The following is an 18,324-nucleotide window of genomic DNA, read 5'->3' as shown; positions in this document are numbered from 1 at the left end:
TTATCTATAATGGCGCCCGTTTTCCCCTTGCGCCCACTGAAGCGTCCCCCTGGCGTTTCGAAGACGAGAGATCTTTGATGATGGAAATTCTGCGTGGTTCGCCCGCTTTATCGGCATTTCGTATTAACAAATTACTGGCCCGCTTTAATGACGCCAACCTTCCGGTCAGCGACATTTATGCCGAGTATGTTCACTTTGCCGATCTCGACGCGCCGTTAACGGCTGAAGAGCACGCCCGTCTGCAACGGTTGTTGAAATATGGTCCAACCCTTGCCGACCACGCCCCGACCGGCGACCTGATTCTGGTCACGCCGCGTCCTGGCACCATCTCACCCTGGTCCTCCAAAGCCACCGACATTGCCCACAACTGCGATCTGGCCAAAGTTAAGCGCCTTGAGCGCGGCGTGGCGTATTACATCACTGCCAGCACGTTGACCGATGCACAGCGCCAGGAAGTTGCCTCGCTGCTACACGACCGCATGATGGAAAGCGTATTTGGTTCGCTTGATGGTGCACAGCAGTTGTTCTCTCATCACACGCCTGCGCCGGTGCAAAGTGTTGACCTGCTCACGCAAGGTCGCGAAGCACTGGTTGAAGCCAACATCCGTTTAGGGCTGGCTTTAGCAGAAGATGAGATCGACTACTTACAGGATGCGTTCACCAAACTGGGGCGCAACCCGAACGACATCGAGCTGTATATGTTCGCGCAGGCCAACTCCGAACATTGCCGCCACAAAATCTTTAACGCCGACTGGGTTATTGATGGCGTTGAACAGCCTAAATCGCTGTTTAAAATGATTAAAAACACCTTCGAGAAAAACCCTGAGTACGTGTTATCAGCTTATAAAGATAACGCCGCAGTCATGGAAGGCTCACAGGTTGGGCGCTTCTTTGCCGACCACGAAGCGGGCCGCTACGACTATCACCAGGAAGATGCTCATATCCTGATGAAAGTCGAAACCCACAACCACCCAACAGCTATTTCTCCATGGCCGGGTGCTGCAACTGGTTCCGGTGGTGAAATCCGTGATGAAGGTGCAACGGGCCGTGGTGCTAAACCGAAAGCGGGTCTGGTAGGTTTCTCGGTATCAAACCTGCGCATTCCAGGTTTTGAACAGCCTTGGGAAGAAGATTTCGGCAAACCCGATCGTATCGTCACCGCGCTGGATATCATGACTGATGGCCCTCTGGGTGGTGCGGCGTTTAACAACGAATTCGGCCGCCCGGCTCTGACTGGCTACTTCCGTACTTACGAAGAGAAAGTGAATAGCCATAACGGCGAAGAGTTACGCGGTTATCACAAGCCAATCATGCTGGCTGGTGGCATTGGTAACATTCGTGCCGACCACGTTCAGAAAGGCGAAATTACCGTGGGCGCGAAACTTATTGTGCTCGGTGGCCCATCAATGAACATTGGTCTGGGTGGCGGTGCTGCATCCTCTATGGCATCCGGTCAATCTGACGCAGATCTGGATTTTGCATCCGTACAGCGTGACAACCCAGAAATGGAACGTCGCTGCCAGGAAGTTATCGACCGCTGCTGGGAATTGGGCGATGCCAACCCGATTCTGTTTATTCATGATGTGGGCGCAGGCGGTCTGTCTAATGCAATGCCTGAACTGGTGAGCGATGGCGGTCGTGGTGGTCGTTTTGAACTGCGCGATATTCTGAACGACGAACCTGGCATGAGCCCGCTGGAAGTGTGGTGTAACGAATCCCAGGAACGTTATGTTCTGGCGGTTGCGCCAGACCAGTTGCCGCTGTTTGACGAACTGTGCCGCCGTGAACGTGCGCCATATGCCGTTATCGGTGAAGCGACTGAAGAAAAACACCTGACGCTTAACGACAGCCATTTCGACAACCAGCCGATTGATATGCCGCTGGACGTGCTGCTCGGCAAAACGCCGAAAATGGAACGTAACGTTGAAACCCTGAAAGCGAAGGGCGACGCGCTGGACACTCGCAACATCACCATCGCAGATGCAGTTAACCGCGTATTGCACTTGCCGACCGTTGCTGAGAAAACCTTCCTTGTGACCATCGGCGACCGTTCCGTTACCGGCATGGTGGCGCGTGATCAGATGGTTGGCCCGTGGCAAATCCCGGTCGCTAACTGTGCGGTCACCACCGCAAGCCTCGATAGCTATTACGGCGAAGCGATGTCGCTTGGCGAGCGTGCTCCGGTTGCGCTGCTCGACTTCGCAGCATCGGGCCGCCTGGCTGTTGGTGAAGCACTGACCAACATTGCAGCTACGCAAATTGGCGCGCTCAATCGCATTAAACTCTCCGCAAACTGGATGTCCGCCGCAGGTCACCCTGGTGAAGACGCTGGTCTTTATGAAGCGGTAAAAGCAGTGGGTGAAGAACTTTGCCCAACGCTTGGCCTGACTATTCCGGTCGGCAAAGATTCGATGTCGATGAAAACTCGCTGGCAGGAGGGCACCGAGCAACGCGAGATGACCTCTCCGCTGTCGCTGGTTATCACCGCATTTGCCCGTGTTGAAGATGTGCGCCGTACCGTAACGCCACAACTGCAAACTGAAGATAACGCCCTGTTGCTGATTGATTTGGGCGCGGGCCATAACACGCTGGGTGCCACGGCGCTGTCTCAGGTTTACCGTCAACTGGGCGACAAACCAGCCGATGTGCGCAGTGCTGAACAACTGAAAGGCTTCTTTAACGCGATTCAGGCGCTGGTGGCCGAACAGAAACTGCTGGCTTACCATGACCGTTCCGACGGCGGTCTGTTGGTTACTCTGGCAGAGATGGCATTTGCTGGTCACTGTGGCATGGAAGCGGATATCGCAACTTTAGGTAGCGACCATCTGGCGGCACTCTTTAATGAAGAGTTAGGTGCAGTAATCCAGGTGAGAGCGGCAGATCGCGAAGCGGTTGAGAAAACACTGGCAGACCACGGCCTGGCAGATTGTGTTCACTTCCTCGGTAAAGCTGTTATGGGTGACCGTTTCACGCTGACCGCTGATAAGCACACGGTGTTTAGCGAAAGCCGCACCACGCTTCGCATGTGGTGGGCAGAAACCACATGGCAGATGCAGCGCCTGCGTGATAACCCAGAATGTGCCGATCAAGAGCATGAAGCGAAAGCCAATGACAACGATCCTGGCCTGAACGTTAAGCTCAGCTTCGACATCAAAGAAGATATCGCGGCACCATTTATCGCTAAAGGTGCTCGTCCGAAAGTTGCCGTGCTGCGCGAGCAGGGTGTGAACTCCCACGTTGAAATGGCGGCAGCCTTCCACCGTGCGGGCTTTGATGCCATCGACGTGCACATGAGTGACCTGTTGGCGGGTCGTCGTGGTCTGGAAGATTTCCAGGCGCTGGTGGCATGTGGCGGTTTCTCTTACGGTGACGTACTGGGCGCGGGTGAAGGTTGGGCGAAGTCCATTCTCTTTAACTCACGTGTCCGTGACGAGTTCGAAACCTTCTTCCACCGTCCACAAACCCTGGCATTGGGCGTGTGTAACGGTTGCCAGATGATGTCGAACCTGCGTGAACTGATCCCGGGTAGCGACCTGTGGCCGCGTTTTGTACGTAACCATTCTGATCGTTTTGAAGCGCGTTTCAGCCTGGTTGAAGTCACTTCAAGCCCGTCGCTGCTGTTGCAAGGCATGGTCGGCTCACATATGCCAATCGCGGTTTCACACGGCGAAGGGCATGTGGAAGTGCGCGATGCGGCTCATCTGGCGGCACTGGAAAGCAAAGGTCTGGTGGCACTGCGCTTTATCGATAACTTCGGTAAAGTTACGCAGAATTACCCGGCGAACCCGAACGGTTCACCAAACGGTATCACTGCCGTAACCAACGAAAGCGGGCGTGTCACCATTATGATGCCGCACCCTGAGCGTGTGTTCCGTACTGTTAGCAACTCCTGGCACCCAGCCGAGTGGGGCGAAGATAGCCCGTGGATGCGTATTTTCCGCAATGCGCGTAAGCAACTTGGTTAAGCCTTAATAGAGTCCCTGCTTCGGCAGGGATTTTTTTGTCACTAAAACCCGACATTCACTATTTTTTACTGTCTCCAAATGGAGACGTTTAACTTGTTGATTTTAAAGGTCTGTGAAGTCGGGCTCTATTGGTGTTGCTAAATAGCGACAGTGCGTTCAAAAAATCGCCTATGTTATTCATGTGTGTTATTGCAAATAAACATAATGGAAACATTGATGTATGTAATTTGTAGCAATAGTGGCACATATAATGCATAATACTGCGCAGTGGCTCATTCACCTTCTTATGTCAGCCCCCGCAAGGGTTGTGCTACATAAACCATAGAATGATGCACTCAAGGTGCCTGCCGTCCGACTTTTGATTATTGCCAGTCTTGTACTGCTTTATCATGCTCCGGGCGAAACGTTGAGTAAGGCACCGCCTGATTCCAGAACAAAGGCAGAGATTATTCTCTGCCTTTGTTGTTTCTGCGTTCAAGACTTTAAACTCCCGCCAATCCCCGCTAGCATCAAATTATCCGCAGTCCCAATGAGATAAGTCTATTGAACCAGTGGCATTTTTTCCCGCGATCCTTACGTCAGCTCGTCATGATGGCCTTTTTGCTGGTGCTGGTTCCACTGTTGGTTCTGGCATGGCAAGCCTGGCAAAGCCTTAATGCGCTCAGCGATCAAGCTGCGTTAACGAATCGCACCACGCTGGTGGATGCTCGCCGCAGTGAAGCTATGACAAACGTTGCTCTGGAAATGGAACGTAGCTATCGCCAATATTGTGTGCTGGATGATGCAACGCTTGAGACGGTCTACCAGGGGCAGCGTAAGCGTTACACGCAAATGCTCGAAGCGCATTCCGGTGTTTTGCCTGATAACCATCTTTATAAAGACCTCAGCCAGTCGTTAAACGACCTTGCCAACATACAATGCAAAAATAGCGGCCCAGATACCGCTGCTGCTGCACACCTTGAAAACTTCGCGACCAAAAATGCTGAGATGGTACAAGCGACACGCGCGGTGGTGTTTTCCCGTGGACAGCAACTTCAACAAGAGATTGCCGAGCGCGGGCAGTTCTTTGGCTGGCAGGCACTGGTGTTATTCCTGTTGAGCTTTGCATTGGTCATTATCTTTACGCGCATGATTATCGGCCCGGTGAAAGGTATCGAGAAGATGATTAATTTACTCGGTGAAGGGCGTTCATTAGGTAATTCGGTGTTGTTTAAAGGGCCGAGTGAACTACGTTCTGTTGGGCAGCGAATTGTCTGGCTCAGTGAGCGTCTTTCCTGGCTTGAGTCCCAGCGCCACGAATTTTTGCGCCATATTTCCCACGAATTAAAAACACCACTAGCCAGTATGCGTGAAGGTACCGAACTGCTTGCCGATCAGGTTGTTGGGCCGCTGACCACCGACCAAAAAGAGGTGGTGGAAATTCTTGATAACAGTAGTCGCCACTTACAAAAATTGATTGAGCAGTTACTGGATTACAACCGTAAACTGGCAGATGTCCCACTCGAGATGGGTAAAGTTGAACTGGCACCGCTGGTGGATGTCATTATTGCCGCTCACAGTTTGCCTGCACGGGCTAAAATGATGCGTACCGAGTGTGATATTAGCCCGGTTGCTTGTCTGGCGGAGCCGATGTTGTTAATGAGCGTGCTGGATAATCTCTATTCCAATGCGGTGCACTATGGGTCTGAATCCGGTACCATTTATCTACGAAGCTCGCAGGTGGGTCACTTGCTCTATATTGATGTGGGTAACACAGGTGACCCCATTCCATCCGCGGAGCGAGAGATGATCTTTGAACCTTTTTATCAGGGAAGCCACCAGCGTAAAGGTGCAGTTAAAGGTAGCGGCCTGGGATTGAGTATCGCCCAGGATTGTATCCGTCGTATGCATGGCGAATTGCACCTGATTGATGATGAAACGGCAGATGTCTGCTTCCGAATCGAGTTACCTGTCTTTCCCGAGAACAAATAAAAAATGAAAGCGACTATTTTTCACGTGTTGCGTAACGGCTTAATCCCATGCCTACGCAGCCCAGTTTCAATTCGCCCGCTGTCCGCATTACTTGTGCCATTACTATTGGCGAGCTGTGTTCAGAATACTGTGCCAAAAGATGTTAAACACCCACAACTAGCGGAAGAGCCGGAACAGCAACTGGCCGATTACTTGTCTACGGAGTGTGAGGATATCTGGCAAAACCAGAGCCATGACTCAATGAGTAACCCTCTCTATTGGCTTCGGGCGATGGATTGTGCGGAGCGTTTAGCGCCGATTCAGGCGCGGGCTGAAGCACGTCGCTGGCCATCTGATAGTTGGCGCGACACGTTCAAAAGAGGGATTTTGTTGGCGAATGCCAAAATTAGCCCAACCGAGCGCCGCCGTTACATGGTTAAGCTGGATACGATGACGACAGAAGTGCCTACACAGGTGCGCTCGTTATTCCAGGTCTGGCGTGATGGGCAGGCATCGTTGCTCGCGCTGTCAGATGAACGTACCCGCTACAGCAAACTACAACAGTCGTCAGACAACGAGCTGGATACGTTGCGTGAACAACAGCAACGTCTCAGAGGCCAGCTCAGCCTGACGACTCGCAAACTGGAAAACCTGACGGACATCGAACGCCAGCTTTCCAGCCGCAAACCTGCCGGTGCTGAGTTGCCGGACAATACCAAGCCCGCGCAGGAGGCGAAACCATGACGCAACGTAAGCCTGCAAGACTCCTGTTGGTCGATGACGATCCGGGCCTGCTTAAACTTCTCGGTATGCGCCTGACCAGTGAAGGTTATACCGTTTCCACCGCGGAAAGTGGTGCTGAAGGGTTACGTCTCCTGGGACGAGAAAAAATCGACTTAGTGATTAGCGACCTGCGGATGGACGAAATGGATGGCATGGCGTTGTTTGCCGAAATCCAGAAAGCACAACCGGGAATGCCGGTAATCATTCTGACCGCTCACGGTTCTATTCCGGATGCCGTGGCCGCAACACAGCAGGGCGTATTTAGTTTCTTGACTAAACCGGTTGATAAAGACGCGCTCTACAAGGCGATTGACGATGCTCTCGAGCATACGGTCACTGCCGGTGATGATATGTGGCGCGACACTATTGTTACACGCAGTCCTACGATGCTGCGCTTGTTGGATCAGGCGCGCATGGTGGCTCAGTCGGATGTCAGCGTGCTGATTAACGGGCAAAGCGGAACCGGCAAAGAGATCCTTGCGCAGGCCATTCACAACGCCAGTCCCCGCAGCAAGAAGGCATTTATCGCTATTAACTGCGGTGCATTACCAGAACAGTTGCTGGAATCTGAACTATTCGGCCATTCGCGTGGTGCGTTTACCGGTGCAGTCAGCAGCAGAGAAGGGTTGTTCCAGGCCGCAGAAGGCGGAACGTTATTCCTTGATGAAATTGGCGATATGCCGATTCCTTTGCAGGTCAAATTACTGCGCGTGTTGCAGGAGCGCAAAGTGCGCCCGCTAGGCAGTAACCGCGATCTCGATATCGACGTACGTATTCTTTCCGCTACCCACCGCGATTTACCCAAAGCGATGGAGCGCGGTGAGTTCCGTGAAGATCTGTTTTACCGTCTGAACGTTGTGAGCCTGAAGATCCCGGCCCTGCAAGAACGCGCGGAAGATGTGCCTTTGCTGGCGAATCATTTATTACGTCAGTCAGCCGATCGCCATAAGCCGTTTGTTCGTAGCTTTTCGACCGATGCAATGAAACGCCTGATGGCGGCAAGTTGGCCTGGCAATGTGCGCCAGTTGGTTAACGTGATTGAGCAGTGCGTTGCTTTGACATCCGCTCCCGTTATCAGCGAAGCGCTGGTTCAGCAGGCTCTGGAAGGTGAGAATACTGCGCTGCCTACTTTCGTTGAAGCACGTAACCAGTTCGAGCTGAACTATCTGCGAAAATTGCTGCAAATGACCAAAGGTAATGTTACCCAGGCCGCGCGCGTAGCGGGGCGTAACCGTACTGAATTCTACAAATTACTCTCACGCCATGAACTCGATGCCAATGACTTTAAAGAGTAGTTTGTGGTAGTTTGAAGCCACGATTACTGTAACCAGGCAGCACACTTGAGTTGTGCGGGAACCGGAAATACCATGAAAAAAATTGATGCGATTATTAAACCGTTCAAACTGGATGACGTGCGCGAAGCGCTGGCAGAAGTTGGCATCACCGGCATGACGGTAACTGAAGTCAAAGGTTTTGGTCGTCAGAAAGGGCACACCGAATTGTACCGTGGTGCTGAGTACATGGTGGATTTTCTGCCAAAAGTAAAAATTGAAATTGTCGTCACAGACGACATCGTTGATACCTGCGTGGACACCATTATCCGTACTGCGCAAACCGGTAAAATCGGCGATGGTAAAATCTTTGTCTTTGATGTGGCGCGCGTAGTGCGTATTCGTACTGGCGAAGAAGACGACGCAGCAATTTAATAATTGTATGTCGGATGTCGCTTGCGCTAATCCGACCTACGAAAAGCAGTACTACGGTGGATTAGCGTGAGCGACATCCACCGTGTTTTTTGATCACATCACTTTATGCGGACCAAAACATTCATAATGAATCCGGTCTTGCTCAACACCCAACTTCACCAATTGCTCAGCAGCAAAACGCATAAAACTCACCGGGCCGCACAGATAAAACTGCATATCTGGCGCGCTGATTTTGCTCTCAAGTGCGACTAAATCCATCAGCCCTTCGCTATCAAATTTTGCCTGTGCACGGCAGCTTTCGGATGGTGTGCGATACCAGACGTGGCGCTCAAAGCGTGGCAACTGTTCACCCAGGTGATTCACTTCATCCGCAAATGCATGTACGTCACCATGTTCAGCCGCATGGAACCAGTTCACCTGCGCGCTATGGTCATTTTTCGCCAGCGTATCGAGCATTGACAGCATCGGCGTTTGGCCAACACCTGCTGAAATCAACGTAACCGGCGTTTGTGTGTTCACGTCCATAAAGAAATCACCAGCAGGCGCAGCCAGATGCACTTCATCGCCTACTTGCGCGTGATTGTGTAACCAGCTTGAAACCTGGCCCAAATCTTCGCGTTTCACCGCAATGCGATAGCTTTTGCCATCTGGCTTGCGGGTCAATGAATATTGGCGAATCTCCTGATGCGAGAAGCCTTCAGGTTTGAGCCATACGCCAAGGTATTGGCCTGGTTGATAATCAGCGACCGGTTTGCCATCCAGCGGTTCAAATTCGAAGCTAGTGATAAGTGCGCTCTGCGGCTCTTTTGCCACAATCCGAAAAGCACGTGTCCCTTCCCAGCCGCCATTTTTCGCCGCGTTATCCTGGTAAATTTCAGCCTCACGGTTGATAAATACGCCAGCCAGAACACCGTATGCTTTGCCCCAGGCATCCAACACTTCCTGGCCCGGGCTAAACATTTCATCCAGCGTTGCTAACAGGTGACCACCGACGATGTCGTACTGTTCCGGTTTGATCTGGAAGCTGGTGTGTTTCTGCGCGATTTTTTCTACCGCTGGTAGTAACAGCGCCAGATTTTCAATATTGGTCGCATACGCACAGATGGCATTGAACAGCGCTTCACGCTGATCGCCATTGCGCTGGTTGCTCATATTGAAGATCTCTTTCAGCTCAGGGTTATGGCTGAACATGCGATCGTAAAAGTGCGCGGTAAGTTTTGGGCCGGTTGCTGCAAGCAGGGGAATGGTGGATTTCACAACAGCGATGGTCTGGGCATCAAGCATGGTATAGCTCCTTTTATACCCGTCATACTTCAAGCCGCAGGGGTGTTGGATGCAACTCGAATTATTTAGGGTTTTCTAATTGATGTATTTTAAATGCATCTTATAAAACTCGCCGCCAAAATAAAAGTACTACATTGTAAATGGATACTTACTGAGTCGATTCGGCTCACAGAACGTGAAATTTCTGCATGTTGATGATGAATTAATATCCGCAGAAATAGCTTGCCACTTTTGGCTTCAAACCCTTGCTGGATGCCGAGCCAATCGTTTGCGTAAAAACCTCTGTCAAGACCTATCACCTGATACCAATTCGGTTTACACTGTTGCCCGTTGTTTGAGAGAGCCCTCAAAGCTGTTCGAATTTTTACTGTTAGCTGAGTCTGGAGATGCGAATGTTAAAACGTGAAATGAACATTGCCGATTACGATGCCGATTTATGGCAGGCCATGGAGCAAGAAAAAGTACGTCAGGAAGAGCACATTGAACTGATCGCCTCCGAAAACTACACCAGCCCACGCGTGATGCAGGCTCAGGGTTCTCAGTTAACCAACAAATACGCTGAAGGCTACCCAGGCAAACGCTACTACGGCGGTTGCGAATACGTTGATGTGGTTGAACAACTGGCTATCGACCGTGCAAAAGAGCTGTTCGGCGCTGATTACGCTAACGTGCAACCGCACTCCGGTTCACAGGCTAACTTCGCGGTATACACCACTTTGCTGGAACCAGGCGACACCGTTCTGGGTATGAACCTGGCACACGGCGGCCACCTGACTCACGGCTCCCCGGTAAACTTCTCCGGCAAGCTGTACAACATCGTTCCTTATGGTATCGATGAAAGCGGTCATATCGACTACGCAGATCTGGAAAAACAAGCTAAAGCCCATAAGCCGAAAATGATCATCGGTGGCTTCTCTGCTTATTCCGGCGTGGTTGATTGGGCAAAAATGCGTGAAATCGCAGACATGGTTGATGCCAAACTGTTCGTGGACATGGCACACGTTGCTGGCCTGATTGCCGCGGGCGTTTACCCGAACCCGGTTCCACATGCGCACGTTGTTACAACCACTACGCACAAAACTCTGGCAGGCCCACGCGGTGGTTTAATTCTCGCGAACGGCGGCAGCGAAGAGCTTTATAAGAAACTGAACTCCGCTGTGTTCCCAGGCGCGCAGGGCGGCCCACTGATGCATGTCATCGCGGGTAAAGCTGTTGCACTGAAAGAAGCAATGGAACCTGAGTTCAAAACTTACCAGCAGCAAGTTGCTAAGAATGCAAAAGCAATGGTTTCTGTGTTCCTGGATCGCGGTTACAAAGTGGTTTCTGGCGGTACTGACAACCACCTGTTCCTGCTGGATCTGGTTGATAAAAACCTGACCGGTAAAGAAGCTGATGCTGCATTGGGTCGCGCGAATATCACCGTGAACAAAAACAGCGTGCCAAACGATCCGAAGAGCCCGTTTGTGACTTCTGGTATCCGTATCGGTACTCCAGCGGTAACTCGCCGTGGCTTCAATGAAGCAGACGTTCGCGAACTGGCTGGCTGGATGTGTGATGTGCTTGATAGCATCAACGACGAAGCTGTCATTGAGCGCACCAAGCAAAAAGTTCTCGATATCTGCGCACGTTTACCTGTGTACGCTTAATATCGTCTGACATTGAAACCCCGGCTTGCCGGGGTTTTTTTATTCCTGCTCGTTATTACATCTCATTTAACGCGACTTCTGCGTACAAATACCCAATCCCCATGACTTGCTGTGGCCTGCTTAATTGCCCAAAACTAATCTGTGTGGCATTCATCTTTAATGAGTCGCCGTGATCAAATGGATTGAATCCAATTTGCCTGTCGATAGTTGCGAGCCAGCTGTCACCAAAAGCACAGCTTCTACCATAAAACAGAATCTGATTGATATTCAGGATATTGAGGAAGTTGTACAGACTTAGCCCAATAGCGTTTGCGGCACTTTCGACCCAACGGCGTACTTGTTCATTGCCTTCGTGCCAGGCAGCAATAAGCTGTGTTGAGGTAATCGATTCAGGGTCGAGCTTAGGCGTTCCTGGTTGCGATTTTAACCATATGCGCGCCTGTTTTTTTAACGCACTTAACGAAGCTACTGTTTCCAGGCAACCATAGCGCCCGCAGTCACAAGCCATGCCGTCTGGGTTCACAATGGTGTGACCGATTTGCCCACTGCCATACAAACTGCCGCGATAAATCTGTCCGTTGATGACAAACGATGAACCAATTCCGTAATCGACATTTATCACGCAGAAATCCTGGCGGTTTGCTGGATTTTGCCACTTTTCTGCCAGAGCTAGCATCACACAGTCGTTATCGACTCTTACCGTTACCCCCAGCTTTTCCTCCAGCAGATATTTAATTTCTACCGGCTCACGCCACGGAGCCTGTGGCATGGTTTGCGAAACCCCTGTCACAGGATCGACTTGCCCATGAATAGCCAGAGCGAGATTGATGACTTTTTTCGGCCAGATTTTGCGTTGATTACGCCAGATGTTCTCAACAGCAGTCAGTAATACCTGCGGTGTGGCGGCGTTCACATGGATACGCTCAAATTCCCCTTGCGGTGAAAGCTGTGCGTCGCACAGTTGGCTTTCAATACTGGTGGGGGTGACATTCATGCACAGAATGAAATCGCCATCAGGTGGAATTTGGTAACTGCCGCTGTTAATGCCTCGGTTGCTGAGGTTTTCGCTGGAGTGGCTCAGTTTGCCATCGCTCACCAACTCCTCAAGGATCTTACTCACCGCTGGAATGGACAGCCCGGTGTACTGCGCAAACTGCGATTTACTTAGCCGCTTATGCTGCCAAACCAGTTTCATAATCGTCTGGCGGTTAAGTTGGCGCACGCGTTGATTATTCAGCCCTGAATTATGCATTTCACTAAACCCCGTTAACTTTATTGTGTGAGCATTAAGCGCTCTAAGCCGTAATGAGTTCTCTACACTGCAAACATAACGTATTTCACTGTTATTTGTTTACTGGAGAGGCGAAATGTACGGAGCCGTTAGCGTCTGGCAAGAGACGATTGCTTTACCCACCTGGACTACCGGTGCGGAAGACCCGAATCCTATGTTTCTGGAGAACCGTGTCTATCAGGGATCTTCAGGTGCTGTTTATCCTTACGGTGTTATTGACACACTTACTGGCAATCGCGAGATGCGTGATTACAACGCGGTGTGGATTGAGAACGACTTTATCCGCGTAATGTTATTGCCTGAGCTGGGAGGCCGTATTCATCGCGCCTACGACAAAGTGATGGAGCGCGACTTTGTTTACTACAACGAAGTGGTGAAACCAGCTTTGGTTGGACTGGTCGGGCCGTGGATTTCCGGTGGTATCGAATTTAACTGGCCGCAGCATCATCGCCCAACTACTTTCATGCCGGTAGATGTGACTTTCCAGAAACATGACAACGGTGCGCAAACCGTCTGGCTCGGTGAAGTTGAGCCAATGCGCGGCCTACAAGTGATGACCGGCTTTACGCTATATCCAGAAAAAGCGCTGATTGAAATTACCGGAAAAGTATTCAATGGCAACGCCACGCCGCGTCATTTCCTGTGGTGGGCGAACCCGGCGGTAAAAGGCGGTGATGATCACCAAAGCGTATTCCCGCCCGATGTCACGGCGGTATTCGATCACGGTAAACGCGATGTTTCCGCTTTCCCGATGGCCCACGGCACTTACTACAAAGTTGATTATTCCGCAGGCGTGGATATCTCGCGCTACAAAAATATCCCGGTACCAACCTCGTATATGGCGGATAAATCAGATTACGATTTTGTTGGCGCCTACCATCATGGCGAGCAGGGCGGTTTATTACATATTGCGGACCACCATGTTTCACCGGGTAAGAAACAATGGTCATGGGGAAACTGTGATTTCGGCCAGGCCTGGGACCGTAATCTAACCGATGAAAATGGTCCTTATATTGAGTTGATGACCGGTGTGTTTACCGATAATCAGCCCGATTTCACCTGGATTGCCCCTTACGAAGAAAAAGTCTTCGTCCAAAACTTCCTGCCATACAGCCAACTTGGCACTTTGCAAAATGCCAACACTCAGGCGGCGATAAAACTCGAACGTCTCAACGGTGAACTACATCTCGGCGTGTACGCCATTGCGCCGTTGGTTGGTGTGACGCTGGAAGTTGAATCGGCAGGAAACACACTGTGGAAAACCACGCTTTCTCTGCAACCGGCGCAGGCGTGGCAGGAAACGGTCAACGACACCTGGCCGCAGCGTCTGACGCTCAATCTGCGTGATGCGCAGGGCTCACTCATTCTCAGCTATTGCGAACATGTCCCTGAAGATTTACCACTTCCACAACCAGCAAGCGTGCCCGCTAAACCGCATGACATCACCAATTGTGATGAGCTGTATTTTATCGGACAACATTTGGAGCAATACCTCCATGCCAGTCGTTCAGCATTAGATTATTACCAGCGAGCGCTGGCATTAGATCCCGAGGATTACCGCTGCAACGTGGCGCTCGGCCAGCTTGAATTTAACCGTGGCAACTGGGAGCTTGCTGAACAGTACGCAGATGCGGCATTGAAACGCGCACATCGTCTGAATAAGAACCCGCAAAACGGTGACGCAAGTATGTTGCGCGGTGCTGCCAAAGAGAAGCAGGGCGAGCTCGACGGCGCATTTGATGATTATTTCAAAGCAAGCTGGAGTGGCAACTGCCGCGATGCTGCATTCTACGCGCTTGCACGTCTGGCGCTGCGTAAGGAGGAGGCTTCTCAGGCACTGACTTTGGTAAACCAAAGTCTGAAATTTAATGCCAGCAATAACCTGGCGATGGGGCTGAAAGCGTTGGCACTGCATCAAACGGGTGAATCACAAAAAGCACTCGACTGGATTGCGCAGCAGCTTGAGGAATACCCGCTGAGCTATGTTCTGCACTACGCTCGCTGGACCATCACGCAAACTGAAACGGACCGCGCCGAACTGCTGCGTGTCACTGGCAAACGCGGCGTGAACGCAAGTGTGTTAGCTGGCTGGTTGGTGAGTATTGGTAAAGACTCGGCGGCGAAAGATCTACTCAAAGTGCTCGATTCGCAAGAAGCGATGCCGCTGTTATGGCAAGCCTCTCTTGAAACTGACCACGCCCTGCAACATGCGTTTGTGCAGCAGGCGCAGGAACGCTTTGCTCGTAAAGTGCGCTTCCCAAATACCCTGGATGAAGTGCAAATGCTGCAACGACTGCCACACGACGGTTTTGCGCAATACCTGCTCGGCTGTTTCTGGTACAGCAAACGCCGGTATAACGAGGCGGTTGCCTGTTGGCAATTTGCCGCGCAACAACTTCCCGAGTTTGCTGCAGTACAGCGTGTGTTGGGGATTCATGCCTGGAATAAAACACACGATTTAAGGCTCGCCGAAAGCTATCTGCAACGAGCGGTTGAACTTGAGCCCGATAACGCCCGCTTCCTGTTTGAACTCGATTATCTGCAAAAACTTAACGGGCGCGCTACCGAGCAGCGTTTGGCGAATCTCGCAGCTCGTCGTGATGTGGTACTTAAACGCGACGACCTCACCGCTGAATTGTTGAGCTTGTGGAATATTCACGGTGAAACTGATGCGGCGGCGCAAGTCCTGGCACGGAGAAAGTTCCATCCTTGGGAAGGTGGTGAAGGCAAAATCACCGGGCAGTATCTAATTAACCTGCAATATCGTGCGCTGGAGTGCATTGCCAATAAACAGTTTGGCGAAGCAGAAGAGTTACTTCAGCAAGCGCTCAGTTACCCGGAGAACTTAGGTGAGGGGCGTTTAGTCGGCCAGAGCGATAACGATATTTGGTATCTGCTCGGCTGGTGCGCACAGCAACTCCAGCAACCGGAGCGTGCTCAGCTTTATTTTGAACGTGCGCTGGAAGGGGGCTCCACTCTGGAAGCCGGGCGTTACTACAACGACCAACCCGTCGATTACCTGTTCTACCAGGCGATGGCGCTGGTGCGCACAGGTGACAAAGAGCAGGCTCAACAGCAATTCCGTAGCTTTATTACCTGGGCTGATGAGCACTTTAACGACCCGTCTGAACCCGATTTCTTCGCCGTATCGCTGCCAGATTTGGTCGCGCTGGATGGTGATCGTCAGACTGCACACCAGCAACACTGCCTGTTTGTCGCAGCCCTTGGGCATCTGGGATTAGGGGAACACTCCGAGTTCGAAGCAGCATTGAAAGCTTTACTGTCACAAAACCCGGCACACGACAAAGCACACTTGCTGCATTTGGCAATGCAGCGCGGCGTCTTTGCCTGAGCGCTGAAATAACAATAAACGGCGGGAAATAAATCCCGCCTCCTCTGTATCTCTACAAAGTGAGGAATAACAATGAAAACTGTGCAGACACAACTACGCATGGGGTATGTATGGACTATCTGTCTGGTGGCCGCCTGTGGCGGTTTGCTATTCGGATATGACTGGGTGGTAATTGGTGGCGCCAAACCCTTCTACGAAGCTTACTTTTCAATAACCGATCCCGCTCAGTCCGGCTGGGCGATGAGTTCCGCATTGGTAGGTTGTATTTTCGGCGCGCTGATTTCCGGCTGGTGTGCAGACCGGTTCGGGCGCAAAACACCGCTTATCATGTCGGCGATACTGTTTACTGCATCGGCCTGGGGTACGGCGATGGCCAGTAACTTCGATATGTTTGTGGTTTATCGCATCGTCGGTGGCGTAGGGATTGGTCTCGCATCAGCATTAAGCCCGATGTATATCGCGGAAGTGAGCCCGGCTGAAAAACGCGGCAAGTTTGTTGCTATCAACCAGCTAACCATTGTGATTGGCGTACTGGCAGCACAGCTTATTAACCTGTTGATTGCCGAACCGGTTGGTACCGCGGCGACCATGCAGCAAATTACTGAAAGCTGGAACGGGCAGGTTGGTTGGCGCTGGATGTTTGGTGCAGAACTGGTTCCGGCGCTGGCGTTTTTAGTGCTGATGTTCTTTGTCCCTGAATCGCCACGCTGGCTGGCACGTGCCGGGAAAAATGAACGCGCTCACCAGATGCTTAAACGCATCGGTAACCAGAAATACGCCGACGACACCCTGAATGATATTTTGCAAACGCTGAACAATGACACGCAAAAAGTTTCCTGGAGTGCGCTGTGGCAGCCGCAGGTGAAGCCGATCATTATCATCGGGATGGTGCTGGCAGTGTTCCAGCAGTGGTGCGGGATTAACGTGATCTTTAACTATGCGCAGGAAATTTTTGCTTCCGCAGGTTTTGATATCAACAGCACGCTGAAATCCATCGTCGCGACGGGTTTGATTAACCTGATCTTCACCCTCGCCGCACTGCCGCTGGTGGACAAAATTGGCCGTCGCAAGCTGATGCTGTTTGGTGCTGCGGGGTTGACCATCATCTATGCATTAATTGGTGCAGCATATGGTCTCGGTATTATGGGGCTGCCGGTGTTGATCCTCGTTCTGGCGGCGATTGCGATTTATGCCCTGACATTGGCACCTGTTACCTGGGTTCTGCTATCAGAAATTTTCCCTAACCGTGTGCGTGGTCTGGCGATGTCCTTAGGCACCCTGGCGTTATGGGTTGCCTGTTTCTTGCTGACGTATACCTTCCCGTTATTGAACGCCAGTCTCGGGGCTGCGGGTAGTTTCCTGTTATATGGCGTGATTTGTGCGGCAGGCTTTGTCTATGTGCGCCGTTATGTTCCGGAAACTAAAGGCGTGAGCCTGGAAGCGCTGGAAAAACGTATGGCAGACCAATACGGTGCAGCGGCAAAAGTGCGTGCTGAAAGAGCGGCGCACTGAGTTATGGAAAGTCTGAAACTCGAAAATGAACACTTACGTTTAACCGTCGCCCCGCAAGGGGCGGCAATCCTCAGCCTGGACTCGCTAAAGCACCAGCAACCGATTCTTTATACAGCTGAAAAAGCATTATTCCCGATGCTACCGCTGGCAAACCGAGTCGCAGGGAATTGCTTTCGGCTACACGGAGAAATGGTCACACTGCCGAAAAGTCCGGTCGATGAACAATTTTTTCTCCATGGGGATGGCTGGCTGAAAAGCTGGCAGGTCGAAACCGAGGATAGTAAGCAGATTGTTTTAACGCTGGATAGTCAGCATGAGTGCGGGTTTGATTATCACGCGCGGCTGGTTTACCGGCTGGAAGATAAGCGTTTTATCGCGGAGCTTCAACTCACTCACCGGGGAAGTAAGCCGATGGTTTATGGGCTGGGTTTTCATCCCTTTTTCCATCTCACACCCACGACACACGTGCAGTTTGGAGCAACGGGCTTCTGGCCTGAAGGAGAGAGTCACTTACCTCTTGAGTGGAGTGACCAACTGACGGCACAAACCAATTTCATCACGGCGAAAATTCCGGACAACCACTGGCTGAATGTTGGCTATTCCGGTTGGAACGGTTTGGCGTTGATTGAATCTGGTGACCTGCTTGTGCAGCTAAAATGTTCCACGCCGTACTTGATGGTGTTCCGTATGGCAGACGAACCATTTATTTGCCTTGAGCCACAAAGCCACCCGGTGAATGCCCATAATATGGCCGGGCAGCCGGGTTTGGTGTTGTTGAGGCAAGGGGAGACGACACGGTTGCAGATGGAAGTCGTTGTTTTGTAGTGAGCGGCAG

11 protein-coding genes are annotated in these 18,324 nt (G+C 51.5%); 9 read left to right on the top strand and 2 right to left on the bottom strand.

Annotation, left to right across the window (positions count from 1 at the left end):
* Window positions 1-77: 77 nt before the first annotated feature.
* From purL to glnB, 5 genes are all read left to right on the top strand, one after another.
* Entirely contained in the window at window positions 78-3,965 is a 3,888-nt protein-coding gene (gene purL, locus LVQ76_RS18325) for a phosphoribosylformylglycinamidine synthase (protein ID WP_232922215.1), read from the top strand.
* 588 nt (window positions 3,966-4,553) lie between these two features.
* Window positions 4,554-5,936, top strand: coding sequence for a sensor histidine kinase (locus LVQ76_RS18320; RefSeq protein ID WP_370640081.1), 1,383 nt, complete (start codon window positions 4,554-4,556; stop codon window positions 5,934-5,936).
* Window positions 5,937-5,939: 3 nt separating this feature from the next.
* The gene (qseG, locus tag LVQ76_RS18315) at window positions 5,940-6,659 is read left to right on the top strand and encodes a two-component system QseEF-associated lipoprotein QseG (RefSeq protein ID WP_232922213.1); all 720 of its coding nucleotides are present in this window, start codon (window positions 5,940-5,942) and stop codon (window positions 6,657-6,659) included.
* Window positions 6,656-7,993, top strand: a complete 1,338-nt coding sequence (glrR, locus tag LVQ76_RS18310; RefSeq protein WP_064513100.1) for a two-component system response regulator GlrR — start codon at window positions 6,656-6,658, stop codon at window positions 7,991-7,993. Before qseG ends, glrR begins: the two co-directional genes overlap by 4 nt.
* Window positions 7,994-8,065: 72 nt before the next feature.
* Window positions 8,066-8,404, top strand: coding sequence for a nitrogen regulatory protein P-II (glnB, locus tag LVQ76_RS18305; protein WP_002438074.1), 339 nt, complete (start codon window positions 8,066-8,068; stop codon window positions 8,402-8,404).
* Window positions 8,405-8,497: 93 nt separating this feature from the next.
* Here the strand turns inward: glnB and hmpA are convergent, their stop codons facing one another.
* Window positions 8,498-9,688, bottom strand: coding sequence for an NO-inducible flavohemoprotein (hmpA, locus tag LVQ76_RS18300; RefSeq protein WP_232922212.1), 1,191 nt, complete (start codon window positions 9,686-9,688; stop codon window positions 8,498-8,500).
* Between the two features lie 392 nt (window positions 9,689-10,080).
* On the opposite strand from hmpA, the gene glyA reads away from it, so the two are divergent.
* On the top strand, window positions 10,081-11,334 hold the full coding sequence (gene glyA, locus LVQ76_RS18295; RefSeq protein ID WP_154152297.1) for a serine hydroxymethyltransferase: 1,254 nt from the start codon (window positions 10,081-10,083) through the stop codon (window positions 11,332-11,334).
* A gap of 55 nt (window positions 11,335-11,389) precedes the next feature.
* Here glyA and LVQ76_RS18290 read toward each other — a convergent pair whose 3' ends face one another.
* Window positions 11,390-12,586: an ROK family protein gene (locus LVQ76_RS18290; RefSeq protein WP_232922211.1), complete on the bottom strand. Its 1,197-nt coding sequence runs from the start codon at window positions 12,584-12,586 to the stop codon at window positions 11,390-11,392.
* Window positions 12,587-12,701: 115 nt separating this feature from the next.
* Here LVQ76_RS18290 and LVQ76_RS18285 point away from each other — a divergent pair, with 115 nt between their 5' ends.
* The 3 genes from LVQ76_RS18285 (at window position 12,702) to LVQ76_RS18275 (ending at window position 18,314) form a co-directional block, all read left to right on the top strand.
* Complete coding sequence (locus LVQ76_RS18285) at window positions 12,702-15,977, top strand: DUF5107 domain-containing protein (RefSeq protein WP_232922210.1); 3,276 nt, start codon at window positions 12,702-12,704, stop codon at window positions 15,975-15,977.
* 72 nt (window positions 15,978-16,049) lie between these two features.
* Window positions 16,050-17,489 (top strand): sugar porter family MFS transporter, encoded by a 1,440-nt coding sequence (locus LVQ76_RS18280; RefSeq protein ID WP_232866073.1) that lies wholly within the window; start codon window positions 16,050-16,052, stop codon window positions 17,487-17,489.
* A gap of 3 nt (window positions 17,490-17,492) precedes the next feature.
* On the top strand, window positions 17,493-18,314 hold the full coding sequence (locus LVQ76_RS18275; RefSeq protein WP_232922209.1) for an aldose 1-epimerase: 822 nt from the start codon (window positions 17,493-17,495) through the stop codon (window positions 18,312-18,314).
* Window positions 18,315-18,324 lie beyond the last annotated feature (10 nt).

The organism is Buttiauxella cochleicola (genome assembly GCF_021283185.1).
Taxonomy (GTDB): Bacteria; Pseudomonadota; Gammaproteobacteria; order Enterobacterales; family Enterobacteriaceae; genus Buttiauxella; species Buttiauxella massiliensis.
The sequence above is the reverse complement of the archived record's forward strand: the minus strand, read 5'-3'. Positions and strand labels throughout refer to the sequence as shown.